Source organism: Mediterraneibacter sp., assembly GCF_030825015.1.
GTDB lineage: Bacteria > Bacillota > Clostridia > Lachnospirales > Lachnospiraceae > Mediterraneibacter.
Window position 1 is genome coordinate 1 of sequence record NZ_JAPJQP010000005.1, and the last position, 20,208, is coordinate 20,208.

At 41.5% G+C, this 20,208-nt stretch carries 16 protein-coding genes; 1 reads left to right on the forward strand and 15 read right to left on the reverse strand.

Translation table 11 applies throughout. From position 1 onward, the window contains the following. Window positions 1–871: 871 nt before the first annotated feature. The 8 genes from RCH61_RS04045 to RCH61_RS04080 all read right to left on the reverse strand — a co-directional run bounded on the left by RCH61_RS04045 (window position 872) and on the right by RCH61_RS04080 (window position 10,079). A complete protein-coding gene (locus tag RCH61_RS04045) occupies window positions 872–1,411 on the reverse strand; it encodes a flavodoxin family protein (RefSeq protein WP_306479954.1) in 540 nt (179 codons plus the stop codon). A 332-nt stretch (window positions 1,412–1,743) separates the two neighbouring features. After that, complete coding sequence (gene groL / locus RCH61_RS04050) at window positions 1,744–3,369, reverse strand: chaperonin GroEL (protein WP_306479955.1); 1,626 nt, start codon at window positions 3,367–3,369, stop codon at window positions 1,744–1,746. 50 nt (window positions 3,370–3,419) lie between these two features. Beyond that, window positions 3,420–3,707: a co-chaperone GroES gene (locus tag RCH61_RS04055; protein ID WP_306479956.1), complete on the reverse strand. Its 288-nt coding sequence runs from the start codon at window positions 3,705–3,707 to the stop codon at window positions 3,420–3,422. A gap of 137 nt (window positions 3,708–3,844) precedes the next feature. Further along, entirely contained in the window at window positions 3,845–4,171 is a 327-nt protein-coding gene (locus RCH61_RS04060) for a hypothetical protein (protein WP_306479957.1), read from the reverse strand. Window positions 4,172–4,220: 49 nt separating this feature from the next. Then, the gene (gene codY, locus RCH61_RS04065) at window positions 4,221–5,000 is read right to left on the reverse strand and encodes a GTP-sensing pleiotropic transcriptional regulator CodY (RefSeq protein ID WP_306479958.1); all 780 of its coding nucleotides are present in this window, start codon (window positions 4,998–5,000) and stop codon (window positions 4,221–4,223) included. A 170-nt stretch (window positions 5,001–5,170) separates the two neighbouring features. After that, window positions 5,171–7,240 carry a type I DNA topoisomerase gene (topA, locus tag RCH61_RS04070; protein WP_306479959.1) on the reverse strand — a complete coding sequence of 690 codons (2,070 nt, stop codon included), beginning with the start codon at window positions 7,238–7,240 and terminating at the stop codon, window positions 5,171–5,173. A 104-nt stretch (window positions 7,241–7,344) separates the two neighbouring features. Continuing rightward, complete coding sequence (gene dprA, locus RCH61_RS04075) at window positions 7,345–8,451, reverse strand: DNA-processing protein DprA (RefSeq protein ID WP_306479960.1); 1,107 nt, start codon at window positions 8,449–8,451, stop codon at window positions 7,345–7,347. Between the two features lie 86 nt (window positions 8,452–8,537). Next, the gene (locus RCH61_RS04080; RefSeq protein WP_306479961.1) at window positions 8,538–10,079 is read right to left on the reverse strand and encodes a YifB family Mg chelatase-like AAA ATPase; all 1,542 of its coding nucleotides are present in this window, start codon (window positions 10,077–10,079) and stop codon (window positions 8,538–8,540) included. Window positions 10,080–10,503: 424 nt separating this feature from the next. On the opposite strand from RCH61_RS04080, the gene sigK reads away from it, so the two are divergent. Next, entirely contained in the window at window positions 10,504–11,133 is a 630-nt protein-coding gene (gene sigK, locus RCH61_RS04085) for an RNA polymerase sporulation sigma factor SigK (protein WP_306479962.1), read from the forward strand. A 166-nt stretch (window positions 11,134–11,299) separates the two neighbouring features. Here the strand turns inward: sigK and RCH61_RS04090 are convergent, their stop codons facing one another. The 7 genes from RCH61_RS04090 to leuC form a co-directional block, all read right to left on the reverse strand. Beyond that, window positions 11,300–12,223: a bifunctional helix-turn-helix transcriptional regulator/GNAT family N-acetyltransferase gene (locus tag RCH61_RS04090; RefSeq protein WP_306479963.1), complete on the reverse strand. Its 924-nt coding sequence runs from the start codon at window positions 12,221–12,223 to the stop codon at window positions 11,300–11,302. Window positions 12,224–12,232: 9 nt separating this feature from the next. Next, window positions 12,233–13,096 carry a DMT family transporter gene (locus RCH61_RS04095; protein ID WP_306480019.1) on the reverse strand — a complete coding sequence of 288 codons (864 nt, stop codon included), beginning with the start codon at window positions 13,094–13,096 and terminating at the stop codon, window positions 12,233–12,235. A gap of 440 nt (window positions 13,097–13,536) precedes the next feature. Continuing rightward, window positions 13,537–15,141 carry a phosphoenolpyruvate carboxykinase (ATP) gene (gene pckA / locus RCH61_RS04100; protein ID WP_306479964.1) on the reverse strand — a complete coding sequence of 535 codons (1,605 nt, stop codon included), beginning with the start codon at window positions 15,139–15,141 and terminating at the stop codon, window positions 13,537–13,539. A 263-nt stretch (window positions 15,142–15,404) separates the two neighbouring features. Further along, window positions 15,405–16,892: a threonine synthase gene (thrC, locus tag RCH61_RS04105; RefSeq protein ID WP_178006381.1), complete on the reverse strand. Its 1,488-nt coding sequence runs from the start codon at window positions 16,890–16,892 to the stop codon at window positions 15,405–15,407. Window positions 16,893–16,954: 62 nt separating this feature from the next. After that, window positions 16,955–18,247: a Na+/H+ antiporter NhaC family protein gene (locus RCH61_RS04110; protein ID WP_306479965.1), complete on the reverse strand. Its 1,293-nt coding sequence runs from the start codon at window positions 18,245–18,247 to the stop codon at window positions 16,955–16,957. Window positions 18,248–18,353: 106 nt separating this feature from the next. Further along, window positions 18,354–18,845: a 3-isopropylmalate dehydratase small subunit gene (leuD, locus tag RCH61_RS04115; RefSeq protein WP_178006379.1), complete on the reverse strand. Its 492-nt coding sequence runs from the start codon at window positions 18,843–18,845 to the stop codon at window positions 18,354–18,356. Further along, on the reverse strand, window positions 18,842–20,176 hold the full coding sequence (gene leuC, locus RCH61_RS04120; RefSeq protein WP_178006380.1) for a 3-isopropylmalate dehydratase large subunit: 1,335 nt from the start codon (window positions 20,174–20,176) through the stop codon (window positions 18,842–18,844). The genes leuD and leuC overlap by 4 nt, the downstream gene beginning before the upstream one ends. Window positions 20,177–20,208 lie beyond the last annotated feature (32 nt).

Below are 20,208 nucleotides of genomic sequence, written 5' to 3' on the forward strand. Positions count from 1 at the left end.
TGTTTGTCTTGGTCAAAAATCACTACTAGCAATTCTTTCCCTCTTTACTGTTTGGCATTGAACACTTAATGAGGTCTTTCACGAATTTTGTGTGAAAGCCGTTCGACGTAGTCGAACCTCATTTCGGATCAATGTAGTTCTTAAAAATTTTTCTCTTTAAAGAAATTTTCAAGGGTTGTTGTCTATTGTTCAGTTATCAAGGTTCTTTCTTTGTTCTGTCTCAAGCGACAGCTTTTATATTTTATCAAAAGCACTTTCGTTTGTCAAGAACTTTTTTATTTTTTTGCTGACCGCTCAAGCGACAGCTTTAATAGATTACCACATCGCCGTGAGATTGTCAACAACTTTTTTTCACTTTCTGTTTTTCGCCTCCGCGTTCTCAGATAAGTTCTTTCGTTGTCTTTCGCTATCCGTCTTTTCCAGTTTCCATTCTTTGGCTGTTCCGCCTCCGCGTCTCCAAAAGTCTGTCTCTGTATTTTGAATAGCTGTCATCAGCGACAAGTGATATCCTATCATGTACAGCGGTAATTGTCAATGTTTTTCTTGTTTTTTATTTATTTCAGACAATTCAAACAATTTTCCTTTTTCTTCTTTCTTTTCAGTCACAGCCACTGCCCGGACCGAGGCAATGTTTCTCCATAATATTTTTATCAGATTTATGAATGTTTCTGCAATCACCGAAAGCGCCAAAAGGCACTTTTCGGGATTGTAAGCGATCGCCAAGGTATCAGGCAAGCCCAAACTTCGGCTCGTCGCCATCTCAAAAAAACAGTCCGCTTTCGGAACTTTCAAATCACTCCGACTGCCGAACTGTTTTTATTTGCTCTTTATCCCTGCTTTATTTACGAATCACATTGCTGCTTTGTTATCGTTAAATATGTTTTCCCATCTCATACGCTTTTTCTAATGCCTCATGTCCTTTAATAGTCCCCGGTTCATTCACTCCCCCTGCAAATACACTTCCCACCAGATGCGCTCGCTCAAAACAGTCTATCCACCCAGTCAATCCACTGACTGCCCGCTCAGGAACTCCCGGTTCATCTTCTGCTGCAGACGACAGCATATAAATATCCGTAAACTTATAATCTGAATCATACAAACTGTTTGCCCGGTCAATCATTGTTTTCATCTGACCGCTCATTTCATAATAATAGATCGGAGTAGAAAATGCGATAACATCTGCGTCATGCATTTTTTGTGTAATCACATTTGCATCATCGTCAATGACACAATGTCCCAATTTATGACATGCCATACAGCCTTTGCAAAACGCAATCGTTTTATCTTTTAACGAAAGTATCTCCACCATATTTCCGGCAGCTTCAGCGCCTGATGCAAATGCCTCCGCAAGTTCTTCTGAATTGCTGTTATTCCTTAAACTTGTACTGATTACAAGAACCTTTTTCCCCATAAATTGACCTCCGTATACAAAATATCATTTTAAAACGATATTTCTGCCTCTCTTTACTTACATTTTTGCATGTACCAATTTTAATCTGTGAAAATCATTGCCTTCCAGCTCCTGCCGAAGATTCCACAGACGCTTAATTTGCCTGCAGTCACCGGAAGAGCCAAAAAGCACATTCCAGGATTGTAAGCGGTTCCAAGATCTCGGGCAAGCCCGGACTTTGGCTCATCGCCATTGCAAAAAATTGCCCAGTCCTCACGGTCTGAGCAATTTCTCGCTTTCAGCCTGTTTTCACAGACTTATTTATCATTTTCATCGTTCATTTGGAATTAGAATTACATCATACCCATTCCACCTGCACCGCCTGCCGGCATAGCCGGTGCATCTTCTTTAATTGTGGCTACAACTGATTCTGTTGTCAGGAGTGTAGATGCAACACTCGTTGCGTTCTGTAAAGCGCTTCTTGTCACCTTAGCCGGATCGAGAATACCTTTGCTTACCATGTCGACATACTCTTCTGCATAAGCGTCAAATCCGACTCCCGGATCAGATTCTCTTACTTTATTTACAATGACAGCTCCTTCAAGACCTGCATTTGCAGCAATCTGGTGAAGCGGAGCTTCCAACGCTTTCAAAATAATCTTAGCGCCTGTTTTCTCATCGCCTTCCAATTCCTCTGTCAATTTAGCAACTTCTTTTGATGCATGGATGTATGCAGAACCGCCGCCTGCGATAATTCCTTCTTCTACTGCTGCTCTTGTTGCATTAAGCGCATCTTCCATACGAAGTTTCGCTTCTTTCATTTCTGTTTCTGTCGCAGCGCCGACACGGATCACCGCTACACCACCCGCAAGTTTTGCAAGTCTTTCCTGTAATTTTTCTTTGTCAAATTCAGATGTTGTCTCCTCGATTGCTTTCTTAATCTGTGCAATTCTGTCTTCAATCGCCTTCTTATCTCCGCATCCGTCTACAATGACAGTATTTTCTTTCTGCACTTTCACAGATTTTGCACGGCCAAGCTGATCCATTGTCGTCTCTTTCAGATCAAATCCAAGTTCTTCTGAAATAACCTGACCGCCTGTCAAAATCGCGATATCCTGAAGCATTTCTTTTCTTCTATCGCCATAACCCGGTGCTTTCACTGCAACAACATTAAATGTTCCGCGCAGTTTATTAACGATCAATGTTGTAAGCGCTTCGCCTTCGATATCTTCTGCGATAATAAGCAGTCTTGCGCCTGACTGGACAATCTGCTCAAGTACCGGAAGGATATCCTGAATATTAGAAATCTTCTTATCTGTGATCAAAATATACGGATCATCAAGAACGGCTTCCATCTTTTCCATATCTGTTGCCATATATGCTGAAATGTAACCACGGTCAAACTGCATACCTTCTACAAGATCAAGCTCTGTCTGCATTGTCTTGGACTCTTCGATCGTAATAACTCCGTCGTTCGATACTTTTTCCATCGCATCTGCAACCATCTGTCCAACTTCTTCATCGCCTGAAGAAACTGCCGCAACTCTTGCGATCTGCTCTTTTCCGTTTACTTTACTGCTCATAGCGCGGATTGCCTCAACCGCCTTATCCGTTGCTTTTTTCATTCCTTTTCTAAGAACGATCGGATTTGCTCCTGCTTCAAGGTTCTTCATACCTTCATGTACCATTGCCTGTGCAAGCACTGTTGCTGTTGTTGTTCCGTCTCCGGCTACATCATTTGTCTTGGAAGCAACTTCTCTGATAAGCTGTGCTCCCATATTTTCAAAACCATCTTCCAATTCAATCTCTTTTGCAATCGTCACACCATCGTTTGTAATAAGCGGCGCACCGAAAGATTTATCAAGAACGACATTTCTTCCTTTCGGTCCAAGTGTTACCTTTACTGTATCCGCCAACTGATTTACACCTTTTTCAAGCGCTGTTCTTGCTTCAGATCCGTATTTGATTTCCTTTGCCATCGCTAAACATCTCCTTATTCTTCTCTATTATCATCTATCTGCTGCTATTTTTACTCTGTTACGATTGCGAGAATGTCACTCTGTTTTACGATAATATACTCTTCTCCATCCAGTTCCACATCTGTTCCTGCGTATTTAGAGTAAATCACTTTATCTCCTGCATTCACCTGCATTACTACTTCTTTTCCATCTATATTTCCGCCCGGTCCTACAGCGATCACTTCTGCTTCCTGCGGTTTTTCTTTCGCCTGTCCCGGCAAAACAATACCGGATTTCGTCGTTTCTTCTGCTTCTAACTGTTTCAAAACAATTTTGTCACCCAACGGTACTAATTTCATTGTAATTCCTCCTTAATTTTCGTTTGTTAGCACTCTTTTATTACGAGTGCTAAACTTCATGAATATAAAATAGCACTCCATTTTCAATTTGTCAACACAGTTTATGAGGATTTTATAGAAAAAATAACGAAACGTATCTACACACGTTTCGTCATTTTTCTTCCTTCATATACATTATAAAATCCATTTTCGATCCGAAGTTTCAAAAACTTCCGGTCATCACGGCAATATCTCTCTTTCACAACGCCTGTACAATACAAAAGCTCCGTCCTTGCCGAAATATAACATCTGTATTTTGCATCAAGCGAAATTACCGTCAGTTCATCCTCTTTCAGTTCAAGATAGATATAATCCTCTTCCGGATCATATTTTTCAACTCTGCATTGTCTTGTAGACTCATCAAATATTCCATCTGCAGATATGATCTTCTCCATACGCAGATCTACGGGATTTCCTTCGTACATCGTCCTTCCTCCTGCCTGTCTTCCTCTGACTTTTCAACCTTGCCAAGAACTACATACGCTCCTTCTTGATTTTCTCAAGTTCTTCGAACACATAGTCATTCAATACTTTTATATAAGTTCCCTTCATTCCTGAAGAACGGGATTCGATCACTCCGGCGCTTTCAAATTTGCGCAGTGCATTCACGATAACCGAGCGTGTAATCCCCACTCTGTCTGCCACTTTGCTTGCCACAAGAATCCCTTCCGTTCCGCCAAGCTCATCAAAAATATGAATGATCGCTTCAAGTTCAGAAAAGGAAAGTGTACTGATCGCCGATTGCACAATATGTTCCTTACGTGTCTCTTCCGCACTCTCTTCATTTACAGAACGAAGCATCTCCAAACCGACAACAGCCGTTCCGTACTCACTCAAAATAATGTCATCAATCGAATACGTTTTGTCCTGCTTATAAATAAACAATGTTCCAAGACGTTCCCCTGCAATATCGATCGGAGTTACAATCGCCTGGCATCCCTGCACAGCGTCCGCTGAAAATCCAAGTGTTTCCAAATTCACATTTTCTTTCGTAGAAAGAATGCTGAGAAGTCTCTCGTTTAACATCTGATCAATGTGAGAGCCGACTGCTTCTGTAATCAGCTCATTAATTTCCTGCACTTTCGAACTTTTACTTACGCCGAGAATTTTTCCTTTCCTGCTTACAACAAGAACGTTCGAATCAAGAATTTCGGTCAACACCGCACAGATATCATTAAATACGACCTTACTTGAATTATTGTTATGAAGCAATTTATTAATTTTTCTTGTTTTGTCTAACAGTTGTACGCTCATTATTTCCTCCGTTTGCTTTTTAAAGCCAATAATTGTATACACAAATCCAGATAAACAAATAGATAATAATATGCTATCACACAATTTTTTGAATTTCAATACATTTCCAATTTTTACTTCTTTTTTGTTCTCTTTTTTATAAATTTTCTGCGTATAAACAATTTTATTCCTTATTTTTCGATTGTTTTAACATATCCGCACTTTTCATCTGCACAGACAAGCTTATTTCCCTTCTCCACCATATATCCTCCGCAATCAGGACACTTTTCTTTTGAAGGCTTCTGCCATGACATAAAATCACATTCCGGATTATTCTCACAGCCATAATATTTTCGCCCTTTTTTTGTTTTGCGGATCACAACATCTTTTCCGCATACCGGACACGGCACACCGATCTTTTCGAGATACGGCTTCGTATTCCTGCATTCCGGAAATCCCGGACATGCGAGGAATTTTCCATGAGGTCCGTACTTCACTACCATGTTTCTTCCGCACTCCTCGCAGATCACATCCGTTACTTCATCTTCAATCTTCACGCTTTCAAGCTCAATCTCTGCGCGCTTTACCGCTTCATCCAAATCAGGATAAAAGTTACGGATCACATCTTTCCATGCAACTTTTCCTTCTTCAACCATATCAAGAAGTCCTTCCATATTTGCCGTAAAATTCGCATCTACAATGCTGGGGAATGACTGTTTCATAATATTGTTTACCACTTCCCCTATTTCCGTCAAATACAGATTCTTTGCCTCTTTTGTCACATAACGACGTCCGAGAATAATAGAAATTGTCGGAGCATATGTGCTTGGACGCCCGATTCCAAGCTCCTCTAACGCTTTTACAAGCGTCGCTTCCGTATAATGAGCTGGTGGCTGCGTAAAATGCTGTTTCTTATCAAAACTTTCCTTTGTAAATACAGAATCCATACTCAAATGTCCTACTAAAACATTTTTCTCTTCTTTTTCTTCATCGGCTTCTGTATACACTGTGCGGAAACCATCAAACACAAGTCTTGAAGTAGAAACCGCAAACCGATATTCTTCAGCGGCAATCTTAACCGATGTAGACTCATATTTTGCCGGCATCATGCGGCTTGCCGCAAAACGTTTCCATATAAGCTGGTAAAGACGAAACTGATCTCTTGTAAGAGAGTCTTTGATAGACGCCGGAGTCCTGCTGATATCTGTCGGTCGGATTGCTTCATGAGCGTCTTGTATTTTCTTGCCTTCCGCCTGTTTTTTCTGACCTGCCGCAACGTATTCTTCTCCATATACAGATGCAATATATTCTCGAGCCGACGCATCCGCTTCCTCTGCGATACGGGTGGAATCTGTACGCAGATAAGTGATAACACCGACTGTTCCGCCGCCCTTAATATCAACGCCTTCATACAGCTGCTGCGCAATGCGCATTGTTTTCTGGGTTCCAAAATTCAACGCCTTTGCAGCTTCCTGCTGCAGCGTACTTGTCGTAAACGGAAGCGGCGCTTTTCGGATCCGCTCACTTGTTTTTATATCATCCACTTTAAATTCCGCATTTTCGATCTTCTCAACGATCTCATTCAATTCTTTTTCTGATCTGATCGTCATTTTTTTCTGATCTGTTCCATAAAACTTCGCTGTAAGCGGACGTTTTTCTCCTTTAATCTTCAGAATCGCATCAAGCGTCCAATATTCTTCCGGAATAAAAGCGTCTATTTCTTCTTCCCGATCCGCCACAAGGCGAAGAGCTACCGACTGCACACGACCTGCGCTCAGTCCTCTCTTTACTTTTGCCCAAAGCAGCGGACTGATCCTATATCCTACCATACGGTCAAGAACGCGTCGAGCCTGCTGAGCATCCACCAAATTCATATCAATATCCCGCGGAGCTTTTAGCGATGCTTTCACCGCATTTTTCGTAATCTCATTAAAGGTGATTCTGCGCATCTTCTTTTCATCCAGCTTTAGCGCTGTCGCAAGATGCCATGAAATCGCCTCTCCTTCACGGTCAGGGTCGGTTGCCAGAAAAACTTTATCTGATTTCTTCGCCTCTTTTCGCAAAGCTGCAAGAATATCACCTTTTCCCCTTATTGTAATGTATTTCGGTTCGTAATCGTGTTCAACGTCAATTCCAAGCGAACTTTTCGGAAGATCCCGTACATGTCCCTGCGAAGCCGCAACAGTATAATTACTGCCCAAAAACTTTTTAATTGTTTTCACTTTCGCAGGAGACTCCACGATAACAAGATAATGTGCCATAAAAAATAACTCCTCCATCCAGGCGGTATATGCCCATTTTTAACCCCAAACTATCTCTCAAATTACTAAATGCAGCTTAAAGCAGACTGCAAACTATTTTTTCCTCAAGTGATAATATAATAATTTTTTGATATCTCCCGTATGTACCCTCGCAATTCCAAAGAAACCAGAATCTCCATAACCTTTCGGACTTCCAATTTCGTTTCCCGCAAAATCTCTTCCACACTCTTTGGGTACAAACCGAGACAACTATACAACAATTCCTCTTGAGTTTCAAGCGTTTTTTTATTTTTGCTGTCTTTCCCGCTTTTTTTATTCATTTCCGGTGATCCATCTGTTTTTTGTTCAGATAAGTTCCATTCTTCCAATATCATTTCCGGTGAAAGTAAAATTCCCGCCCCCTGACGGATCAATTCATTGCATCCAATGCTCATTTGACTATTCACCGGTCCCGGAAGCGCGTACACCTCTTTTCCCTGCTCCAATGCCATATCTACTGTGATAAGAGAGCCGCTTTTTCTCCCCGCTTCCATAACCAGCACCGCATCAGACAGACCGCTTATAATCCGGTTTCGAGCCGGAAAATGCTGTGGAAGCGGAGGCGTCTTTGGCGGTAATTCCGAAAGGATTCCTCCCCCCTGCTCAAGAATATCTACATAAAGCCCGATGTGTTCCCTTGGATAGCATACGTCCACACCACATCCAAGTACCGCAAACGTCTTTCCCCTTCCCATCAAAGCTCCTCTGTGTCCCATTCCATCAACTCCCCGTGCCATCCCGCTGATAATCTGTATTCCACATTCTGCCAGTGCTTTCCCGAAATCAACCGCATACTTTTCTCCATAGGGGGTACAGCGCCTTGCCCCAACTAAAGCCACCTTTTTCGCTTCTTCATCCGGGAGATTGCCTTTCACATAAAGCGCATATGGATAATCTGTAATCTGCTTTAGATTTTTAGGATATTCCTCTGCAAAACAGGGGATAAAACGAATTTCTTTTTTGCGTAGTCTGTCATACTCTTTTTCCAAATCTTCTTGCTGTTTCGCCTGTAAAATTTTATTTCGTTCTCTTTCATTCAAGAACTCCATTTCTTTCAACTGCATTTCCTCCATAGAATAAATCGCTTCTGCCGTTTTCATACACTGACGCAGACGGATTTTTTTTCGCACATTTATTCCTTGTATTTTCGCAAACCAATATTCATATTCCATATAAGACCCTTTCAAATTATAATTCTGTTTTTACGTCATCCTTTTCCTTGTTTTCAACTATCTGTCCACTCTATTTTCCATTCTCATCAAGTATGCTTTCTGTAATCCATGCGATACCCCAGTGATTCTTTCAAATGACTTATCGTGATTGCTTCACTTGCTTCCAAATCCGCAATCGTTCTTGCTGTTTTCAAGATCCGGCTATATCCCCTTGCCGTCAGCCCCATAGTGGAAAACGCCTGCTCCATCACTTCTTTTTCCGCTTTGCCCAATCTGCAGTACTTGTTTAACGCCTTCCCTTCCAACATTGAATTTGTCGCAATCTCCGTTCCTTTGTATCTCTGTCTTTGTATGTCCCTGACACGGCAGATCCTTTTTCGTATTTCTTCCGAACTTTCTCCTTTCCTCTCATCTGACAAATATTCGTATTTTACACGGGGCGCTTCCACACAAAGATCGATCCTGTCCAGAAAAGGACGGCTGATACGATTCTGATATGTTTGGATCTGCATCGGCGTGCAAGTGCACTTTGCATCAGGAAAACATCCGCACGGACACGGATTCATCGCTGCCACAAGCATAAAATTTGCCGGAAATGTATAATTGCCGCATGTCCGTGACAGATTCACATATCTCTCTTCCAGCGGCTGCCTGAGCACTTCTAATGTATCTCTTTGAAATTCAGGCAGTTCGTCAAGAAACAGCACCCCTCCGTGAGCCAAACTGATTTCTCCGGGATGCGGAATCATCCCGCCTCCGACCAGCGCAGCCTTCGTCGCCGTATGATGTACTTCACGAAACGGACGATCTGTGATCAGCGGTATCCTCTCATCAACCAGACCCAATACACTATATATTTTTGTGATTTCCAAACTTTCCTTTAAATCAAGCGGCGGCAAAATACCGGCAATGCACTTTGCAGTCATTGATTTTCCGCTGCCCGGAGGGCCGATCAGCAGAAGATTATGACCTCCGGCAACCGCGATTTCCGCCGCCCTTTTGACAAATTCCTGCCCTTTCATATCCGCAAAATCGGGGAATTTTGATTCTCTTTGAACTGTTTTTCTGAAATTTTCATCCGTTTGTATTCTTTCGTTTTGGGCATTCTTTCTCTTTCTTCCGTACCTCATTGCCTCAACCGTTTCCTGTAGAGTTGCAACTCCTATAATCTCCATTCCACTGACAAGCGACGCTTCCGTTACGTTTTCAGACGGAACAATACATCTGCCTATTCCTTTCTCTTTGGCTTCCATTACGATGGGCAAAACCCCGGATACTTTTTTCACACTTCCCCCAAGACTAAGTTCTCCGATGATTAAACATTCTTTTTCTGTTTTTTGAATCTGTCCTAAAGCAGTTAAAATTGATACCGCAATGGGTAAATCAAACGATGCTCCATGTTTTCGCATTGTTGCAGGCGACAGATTCACAACGGTACGCTTTGCCGGATACTCAAACCCTGAGTTTTTGATCGCAGTTTTCACTCTTTCTCCCGCTTCTTTTACTTCTGATGACAAATAGCCCACCATATGAAATACCGGCAGCCCGTTCGACACATCTGCCTCCACATGGATAAATTCCACTTTCAGGCCTTCAATCACCGCAGATAAAATTGTGCTGAAACTCATTTTCACTCCTTTCTATGAGTTTCCTGTTCTCCTTTGTCACAAATAACAAAAAATCTTCTATCACTTTATTGCTGATTTACGCACTATTTATATAGAAGAAACACCACTTAACAATAATTGAATTCCGACCGATTCGGTCAGACACCTCTTTTAGAGGTTAGATTGCCGAAGATGAATTTCTTCGGGAATGTAGATTTATGATAATTCATAAAGGAAACACCGTCAAGAAAAATGACCTGATTATACAAAAATGAGAGTGAAATCTTTATGCAACGTATTGTCTCAAATCCATATTACTTTTTGCCCTGTCCGATATTTTGCTTCTCGCATAATCTCCTGCTGTTGTATATGTATTTCTATTTGGAAAAGCACGCACAACATGTCTTTTACATAAACTATATCAAATGTGCTAAGAGGTGTTATCTTGAAATCATTCCCAAATCCGCTTACTCCGTCGGAAGAAAAATATTATATCCGTAAATACACAGAAGGTGACCTCGAGGCAAAACACATTCTAATCGAACGTAATCTAAGACTTGTCGCACATGTGATCAAAAAATATCAAAATTCCGAAGAAGAATCTGAAGATTTAATCTCTATCGGTACAATCGGACTAATCAAAGCCGTTGTCACATTCAATCCTGACAAAGGAAATCGCCTTGCCGCCTATGCTTCCAGATGCATTGAAAATGAAATTTTGATGTATCTTCGTTCTAAGAAAAAATCTGCAAAAGAAATCTCTCTTTATGAACCAATCGGCACAGACAGAGAAGGAAATGAAATCAAATTATACGATATTATCGAAACCGACGAAGAGGAGATCGCAGAAAAAATACATCTGAAAGAAAACATCCAAACACTTTATGAAAAAGTCGAAAAAGAATTATCGCAGCGGGAACGTATTATTTTAAAAATGCGTTACGGACTCTATAACGGGGAAGAATATACGCAGCGGGAAATTGCAAGACAACTTGGAATTTCCCGTTCTTATGTCTCACGAATCGAAAAGGGCGCTGTGGAAAAATTGCGAAAATGTTTTTCCAAACAAGAATAATCTCCGGAAGTGCCAAAAGGCACATTCCGGGATGTAAACGATCCCAAAGTCTCGGGCAATCCCGGACTTTGGCTCGTCGCCATTGCAAGAAAAAATCCGAAAACGGGCAGATTTGAACTACTTCCCGCCCGCTCTTAACATGCAATTTTGTAACTGTTATATATAACTATTTGTCATTTTCGAGATCAAGTTCCCAACGTTCTTCAATAACGCCATGCCCCCACTCGGATTTATCATAAGATGCAGCCCTATAAAATCCATGTGTTTCATAAACGTGACGGGCTATAACTTGTGCAGTAATCGTAAGTAAGAAAACTTTCTTATATCCTTTTTCTTTACAAAAATCCAGCGCCATATTCATAAGACGGTTTCCGTATCCACGCTGACGCATTTCCGGTTCAAGCATAAAGAAACGGAGCTGTGCGGTAGAATCATCCGCTTTTGCGATTGCGATACTGCCAGCCGGAACGCCATTACATTCCAGTATTTTCAGACAATCGGTTTTAGAATTAAAGTTATGAACAAAATGATAAACAATTTCGTCCACATATGCGGAAAATGTTCCGCTGAGATGGCGCTCTGCATAATAAAGTGTCTTATGTCTGGAAATAACGTACTCTATATCACTCTGTGTAAACGGGCGTATTGTTATCACGTCGTTTGCATCACTCAGCTTATTGCGTATCAAAACCATAGACTGCCATACTGTATACTGGTCTTCCTCACTTAATTTATTGAAAATAGCCCCGATATGGTTGCTTTGAATATCACTCAATCGGTTGATCTCTTTTTGTCCCAGCTGCGTTAATCGGATATATCTAATTCGACTGTCAGTTTGAGACTGTGTTTTTTCAATCAGCCCATGCTTTTCGAATTTTGCAATCATTCGACTCATATAACTGCGGTCGATATTCAGCTGCTGAATCAAAATATTTGCCGTACAGCGCTCTGTTTTGCTGATTTCAAGTAAAACATCTTTTTCTGTCAGTGTATATCCTGTATCCAAAATAGCAGAGTCGATTTGTTTCAATAAGCTTTGATAAACTTTGTTGAAGCCTTGTATGTCAGCAATTTGGTCAGCGGAAAACATGATTACCTCCTAATTCCTGGCTTTAGGTGATATTTCATTCCAAAGAGTAAAACCCAGAATTAAAATTCCGCCTATAACCTGCCATATTGTCATTGTTTCACCTAAGATAGCGACAGAAATCAATACTGCAACCAATGGATCGATATAACTGAGAATAGCGGCTTTTTGTCCAGGTAACTCTTTCAGCGAAGAAAAGTACATACAGTATGTTACACCTGTATGGATAAAACCTACAATAAGAAGATTTACCCAGCCTGTAAGATTCAGATTTCCTAATGTCACTCCACCGGTCATTATAACATATGGAATCAAGATAACAATCGCAGAAAGGAACTGCAAAAAGGTTCTATGAATTCCTTCAACATTTTTAATGAATTTGTTAAGCAGAATAACGGCGGCATAAAACAGCGCCGCTCCTAATCCAAACAATATACCGATAAAATCATTACCATTCCTTAAATCACCAATACCGGTAATCAACACAAGACCTAACGTAGACATCAAAAAACATATAATTTGCTTACCGCTCAATTTTTCCTTAAAAAGAATTGGACAAACGACCGTAACAATAACCGGTGCAAAATAATAGCTTAATGTTGCAGCAGAAATAGTTGTATATTTGTATGCTTCGAAGAGTAAAATCCAGTTTATGCCCATTGCAATTCCTGATAATAATAAAAGCAGCAATTCCTTTTTTATTGATCTGAAGTCTATTTTTTGTTTTGTAAATATTAAATATACAAAAATCAATGCAGCCGCAAGAATAGCTCTATATAAAGCAAGTTCTCCCGAGCTTATGGCAATATTTCTTGTGAATATTCCCAATGTACCAAAAATAGCCATAGAAATACTCAACATAATTTTAGCATTTATTCGCCCCTTCATAATCTTTACCACTCCAATTTCTTCGAATTTCTTAATACTTCAATATCACTCATTGATATTTGAATATCACACACATGTTAATACATGTCCCCAGCTTCTGTTATTGCCGATGTAATATACTGCTTTCATTTTCTCTCCTACTTGGCATATTTTTATGCCAATACTTTAAATGTTGACTGAAACAATTATATTATGTATTGTGGACTGTGTCAACTAAATGTTGAACTATAAGAATCAGAATATATAAAAACAGAAACCTTGACCGTATCAATCATAAGATCAGCGGCTTTGCCAGTTTGATCGAAGAGAGGATAGAAAATAAAAATCGCTGAAGTATAAAACTCCAGCGATTTCTCTCATTCATCCTAAAGGTAACCCCGCATATTCTCTGGCGAATATGCCTTTTTGTACCTGATGAAATACTGTTCTTATAACTGCGGACCAGCCGAAACAAGAGCTTTTCCTGCCTCGTTGCTCTCATATTTTGCAAAGTTTTTAATAAATCTTCCCGCAAGATCTTTTGCTTTTTCATCCCACTCTGAAGCATCTGCATAAGTGTCGCGCGGATCAAGAATATTCGTGTCTACTCCCGGAAGTTCTGTCGGAACTTCAATGTTGAAGTACGGGATTGTCTTTGTCGGAGCATTTGCAATATCTCCGTTCAAAATAGCATCGATGATACCACGAGTATCTTTGATGGAGATACGTTTTCCTGTACCATTCCATCCTGTATTCACAAGGTAAGCCTTTGCTCCATTCGCTTTCATTTTCTTTACAAGTTCCTCAGCGTATTTTGTCGGATGAAGCTCAAGGAATGCCTGTCCGAAACATGCTGAGAATGTCGGTGTCGGCTCTGTGATACCCCGCTCTGTTCCTGCAAGTTTTGCTGTAAATCCTGACAGGAAGTAATATTCTGTCTGCTCCGGTGTAAGAATGGATACCGGCGGAAGTACTCCGAACGCATCTGCTGACAGGAAAATTACATTTTTCGCTGCCGGAGCTGCCGATACCGGACGTACAATCTTCTCGATATGATCGATCGGATAAGATACACGAGTATTCTCTGTTACGCTCTTATCATCAAAGTCAATCTTTCCGTTCTCATCAAGAGTTACGTTCTCAAGAAGCGCATTTCTCTTGATCGCATTATAAATATCCGGCTCTGACTCTTTGTCAAGGTTGATTACTTTTGCATAGCATCCGCCTTCAAAGTTGAATACGCCGTTGTCATCCCAGCCATGCTCGTCATCACCGATCAGAAGACGTTTCGGATCTGTAGAAAGTGTTGTCTTACCTGTTCCTGAAAGACCGAAGAAGATTGCCGTATTCTCACCGTTCATATCTGTGTTTGCAGAACAGTGCATAGAAGCAATTCCTTTCAGCGGCAAATAGTAGTTCATCATAGAGAACATACCTTTTTTCATCTCTCCGCCGTACCATGTATTCAGAATAACCTGCTCACGGCTTGTAATATTGAACATAGCCGCCGTCTCAGAATTCAAACCTAATTCTTTGTAGTTTTCTACTTTTGCTTTTGATGCATTGTATACAACAAAATCAGGTTCAAAGTTCTCAAGCTCTTCCTCTGTCGGCTGGATAAACATATTCTTTACAAAGTGAGCCTGCCAAGCAACCTCTACGATAAAACGGATTGCCATACGTGTGTCTGCATTCGCTCCGCAGAATGCGTCAACAACAAACAGTCTCTTATTGGAAAGCTCTTTCAGCGCGATTGCTTTACAAGCATCCCATGCTTCCTGGCTTGCCGGGTGATTGTCATTCTTATATTCATCTGATGTCCACCAAACTGTATCTTTGGAATTCTCATCCATTACGATGAATTTATCTTTCGGGGAACGTCCTGTATAAATACCTGTCATAACATTAACAGCTCCCAGTTCGCTCTCCTGTCCTTTTTCAAAACCTTCAAGGCTCGGATCTGTCTCTTCTTTAAAAAGCAGCTCATAGGAAGGATTGTAAACGATTTCCGTAGTTCCTGTAATACCATACTGACTAAGATCAATGTTTGCCATAATATGTCTTACCTCTCTCTTTCTAAAATGTATATTTCACATCTACGCCTCTTTACATCAGCGTTATGTCCTCATTATACAAAATCATCTTCCAAAAATCAACAATAATATTTATCTAACTCTCATGATTATATGAAAGTTTTATAAATTCTAAATTCATATCCATCCATTTGTTTCTGTTAAAAATAAAATCGCCATTGCAAAAAATGCAGGATTTCATTACAAATCCTGCATTTTCATACTAATAACTTTCTCTAAAAAAATTATACGTTCAAAATCTCCTTCACAATGTCTTTCATTTTGTCTGCATCGCATTCTCTTGTATGTCTGATCTGGGAATTTCGAATCTCTTCGATAGCATTCGGAACTTTCGTTGCCGACAAAGCGCTCAGTTCATCGATCAATTCAAATTCATCCTGATCTGCATATTTCTCATTAATTGCCGTCATCACACTGTGAATAAACTTATACGGACTTGCAGTTGAAGCTACAAGGCATTTCTTTTCATCCTGACTGTCATCGCGATACTGCGCACACACATAAGCCGCCACTGCCGTATGCGTATCCATAACATATCCCGTTTTCTCATAAGTCTTTCTGATTGTCTCTTTCGTCTCCTCTTCTGTTGCAAAACCTCCGATGAAATCACCGAGCTGACCACGCATCTCTTCTGTGATCTCATAAACGCCCTCTTCTTTAAGCTGTCTCATCAGTTCGGCGTTCTTCTCTGCATCCTGTCCTGCGATCGTATAAATCAGGCGCTCCAAATTACTGGAGATCAAAATATCCATAGACGGCGAAGATGTCAGGATAAATTCTCTGTTTCTGTCATAAACCCCTGTCTTAAAGAAATCAAAAAGCACTTTATTTTCGTTAGAAGCACAGATCAGTTTCGCGATCGGAACTCCCATCTGTTTTGCATAATAAGCAGCCAGAATGTTTCCGAAGTTTCCTGTCGGAACTGTCACATTGATTTCTTCTCCTGCCTTGATTTCCTCATTTTCAAGAAGTTTTGCATAAGCGTAAACATAATATACAACCTGTGGAACGAGACGTCCGATATTAATTGAGTTCGCGGATGAAAACTGATATCCCGCGTCTGCCAGTTCTTTTGCCAGCTCTTTATCTTCGAAGATTGCCTTCACGCCGCTTTGTGCATGATCGAAGTTTCCGTGGATTGCCACAACCGCCGTGTTCTCGCCTTTTTGCGTCACCATCTGAAGCTCCTGGATACGGCTGACGCCTCCCTTCGGATAAAATACGATAATCCTTGTTCCCGGAACATCCGCAAATCCTGCAAGAGCTGCTTTTCCGGTATCTCCCGATGTCGCCGTTAAAATTACGATCTCATTTTTTACTTCGTTCTTTTTTGCCGATGTAATCAAAAGATGCGGCAGAATCGACAACGCCATATCTTTGAATGCGATCGTCGCTCCGTGGAATAATTCCAAATGATAAGTGTCTCCTACTTTTACAAGCGGCGCAATCACTTCTGTGTCAAATTTTGAGTCATATGCGCTGTTGATGCAGTGTCTCAATTCTTCTTCCGTAAAATCTGTAAAAAACTGTTTCATCACAGCATAAGCTGTTTCCTGATAAGACATCCCCTTCAATTCATCCATCGTAACGTCAAGCTTTGGAATGGATTCCGGGACAAACAGACCTCCGTCGTCTGCCAATCCTTTTAAGATTGCCTCGGATGCTGTCACTGTTTTTTCGGAGTTTCTTGTGCTTTTATACAATAAATTCATCATTTTACCCTCTTTTTTTCTTTTTTGTAACACAATTTTCAACTACGCATATTGCCGGCTTGTCAGGCTCTTTTTCTTTCCCGCCTTATACAGATCGCCACGATGCCGCATATTGCCATCAGCATCGGATAGATCAGATATGGCATAAAATCAAACGGTGTCAGTCCGGTAAGAGCTGCAGCCGTAAGAAGCTGGGCGCCATATGGAATCAATCCCTGCCCTACAGATGTAAATATATCCAAAAGAGACGCTGATCTTCTGGGGTCAACGCCAAATTCCTCACTGATCTCTTTCGCGATCGGACCTGTCATAACGATCGCCACCGTATTGTTTGCCGTACAAAGATCAACAAGAAATGAAAGCAGGGCAATTCCTCCCTGTGCTCCTTTTTCTCCATGAATCCGGCTTTTGATCTGATCCAGAATAAACTGGATTCCGCCGTTCATCTTCACAAGCGATACGATACATGCCACAAGAATGGATATCACCGTAATATCATACATTGATACGACACCATCTCCTACAACAGTAAACATATCCTCTAAAACAATGTTTCCCGTTATCACTCCGGCTATAAGCGAAATAACCGTTCCGCCGATCAGTACAAGAAATACATTGATCCCGATCAGCGCTCCTATAAGCACAACAAGATATGGAACTACCTGCAAAAAATTATAGTCCAGATTTCCCTTGATATTATACGCTACATCACGCGTCATAAACCAAAAGAACACGACCGTAACAATCGCCGCCGGAAGTACGATCAGAAAATTCATCTTGAACTTATCTTTCATCTCGCAGCCCTGTGTTTTCACCGCTGCGATCGTCGTATCGGAAATCATCGACAAGTTATCACCGAACATTGCCCCGCACACAACAGCCGCCACACAGATCGCCATAGAAAATCCTGTCTGCTTACTGATCCCGACTGCAATCGGAGCAAGCGCCGTGATCGTTCCGACAGAAGTTCCCATCGACACGGAAATAAAGCATCCGATAAGAAACAATCCTGCCACTGCGAAATGAGGCGGAATAAGCGACAATCCCAAATGTACCGTACTGTCCACTCCGCCTGCCGCAGTCACCGCTCCCGAAAAAGCTCCAGCGCAAAGAAAGATAAGACACATAGTGATAATATTTTCTTCTCCGAGACCTTTGGCGATCACTCCCATCTTCTCCTGAAAGCTCACTTTACGATTCTGTAAAAATGCAACGAATAAAGCGATTAAAAATGCAACAACTGCCGGCATTGCATAAAAATCTTTAAACAGGATGCCCGCGCCTAAAAAGATTACTAAAAAGACACCAATCGGCAGAAGCGCAGAAGCCTTTCCCTTTTGTTTTTCATTTCCCATTAAATTCTCCCTTTCATTTTAGATATGATAACAAAAAGGCGGCAGCGCTGCCTGCCGCTTCCCTTTTTGTCTGAATTCCGGCTAAAAGAAGCCAAAACTTTGTATATTATTTCTTTTTACTGTTTGTATAATTGACAAGTCCGCCTGCCGCAATCAACTTCTGCATAAATTCCGGGAACGGCTGTCCTTTAAATTCAGTTCCTTTTGTACGATTGTAAATCATACCGCTGTCAAAATCAACCTCAACCTCATCCCCTGCGTCAATTCCTTTTGCCGCCTCCGGGCATTCAATGATCGGAAGTCCGATATTAATCGCATTCCGAAAGAAAATTCTTGCAAATGTTTCTGCAATAATGCAGCTGACCCCCGCCGTTTTCAAGCAAAGCGGCGCATGTTCTCTGGATGATCCACACCCAAAATTCTTATTTGCCACAATCAGATCCCCCGGCTGTACTTTTTTCACAAAATCCGGATCTATATCTGCCATCGCATGGCTTGCCAGTTCCTGTGCGTCAAAAGAATTCAGATATCTTGCAGGAATGATAACGTCTGTATCTACATTGTCTCCGTATTTAAAAACATGTCCGTGCGCTCTCATGATCTTCCTCCTTCTTTCTGTTCTGCACATTGAGTATCTTGCAGCTCCGCCTTATCGCCTGCCGCACTTATTTTCTCAGGATTTGCAATATATCCTTTAATTGCACTTGCAGCGGCAACTTCCGGAGATGCCAGATAAATGAGCGAATCTACATGCCCCATTCGTCCCACAAAATTGCGGTTTGTCGTGGAAACGCACTTTTCTCCCGCTGCCATCACGCCCATATGTCCGCCCATACACGGACCGCAGCTCGGTGTATTCACGGCACATCCTGCATCAACGAAGATATCAAGCAGACCTTCTTTGATACATTGCTTGTAAATCTTCTGTGTAGCCGGAACAACCATTACGCGCACATCAGGATGTACTGTGTGACCTTTCAGGATCGCCGCAGCTTTCCTCATATCTTCCATTCGTCCGTTCGTACAAGAACCGATCACAACCTGATCGATCTTAACCTGTTCCTCTGCCTCGATCTCATCAATCGTCTTTGCGTTTCCCGGCAAATGCGGAAACGCTACTGTCGGACGTACTTTTGACAGATCAATTTCAACCACATCGTCATACACTGCGTCCTCATCTGCCTCATAAACTGTATACGGTTTCACAGAATGAGCGTTAAGATACTCGATTGTCTTTTCATCCACCGGAAAAATTCCGTTTTTCGCACCGGCTTCAATCGCCATATTCGCCATTGTAAAACGATCATCCATAGACAGTTCTGCAATTCCGCTGCCTGTAAATTCCATTGATTTATAAAGCGCACCGTCTACTCCGATCTTACCGATAATGTGAATGATAATATCTTTTCCGCTTACATATTTTCCCGGTTTTCCTGTCAAAACAAATTTGATCGCCGACGGTACTTTAAACCAGATTTCTCCTGTCGCCATTCCGGTTGCCACATCAGTCGTTCCCATTCCTGTTGAAAACGCGCCCAAAGCTCCGTATGTACACGTATGCGAATCCGCTCCGATGATACACTCTCCGGCAGTAACAACTCCCGCTTCCGGAAGGATTGCATGTTCTACACCCGATTTTCCTTGTTCAAAATACCATTTCAGTCCCTGCTCTTTCGCATATTCGCGAATCGCTTTGGAATTTTCCGCCGATTTGATGTCTTTATTCGGTGTAAAATGATCCGGAACAAACACAACCTTATCTTTATCAAATACTTTATCCGACATCTGCTTGATGATCGGCAGAGCCATCGGTCCTGTAATATCATTCGCCATTACAATATCGAGCTTCGCTTCGATCAACTGACCCGCTTCAACAGATTCCAGTCCTGCATGAGCAGCCAAAATCTTCTGCGTCATCGTCATTCCCATTTTTAAGACCCCCTTTATCATTCATGATATGA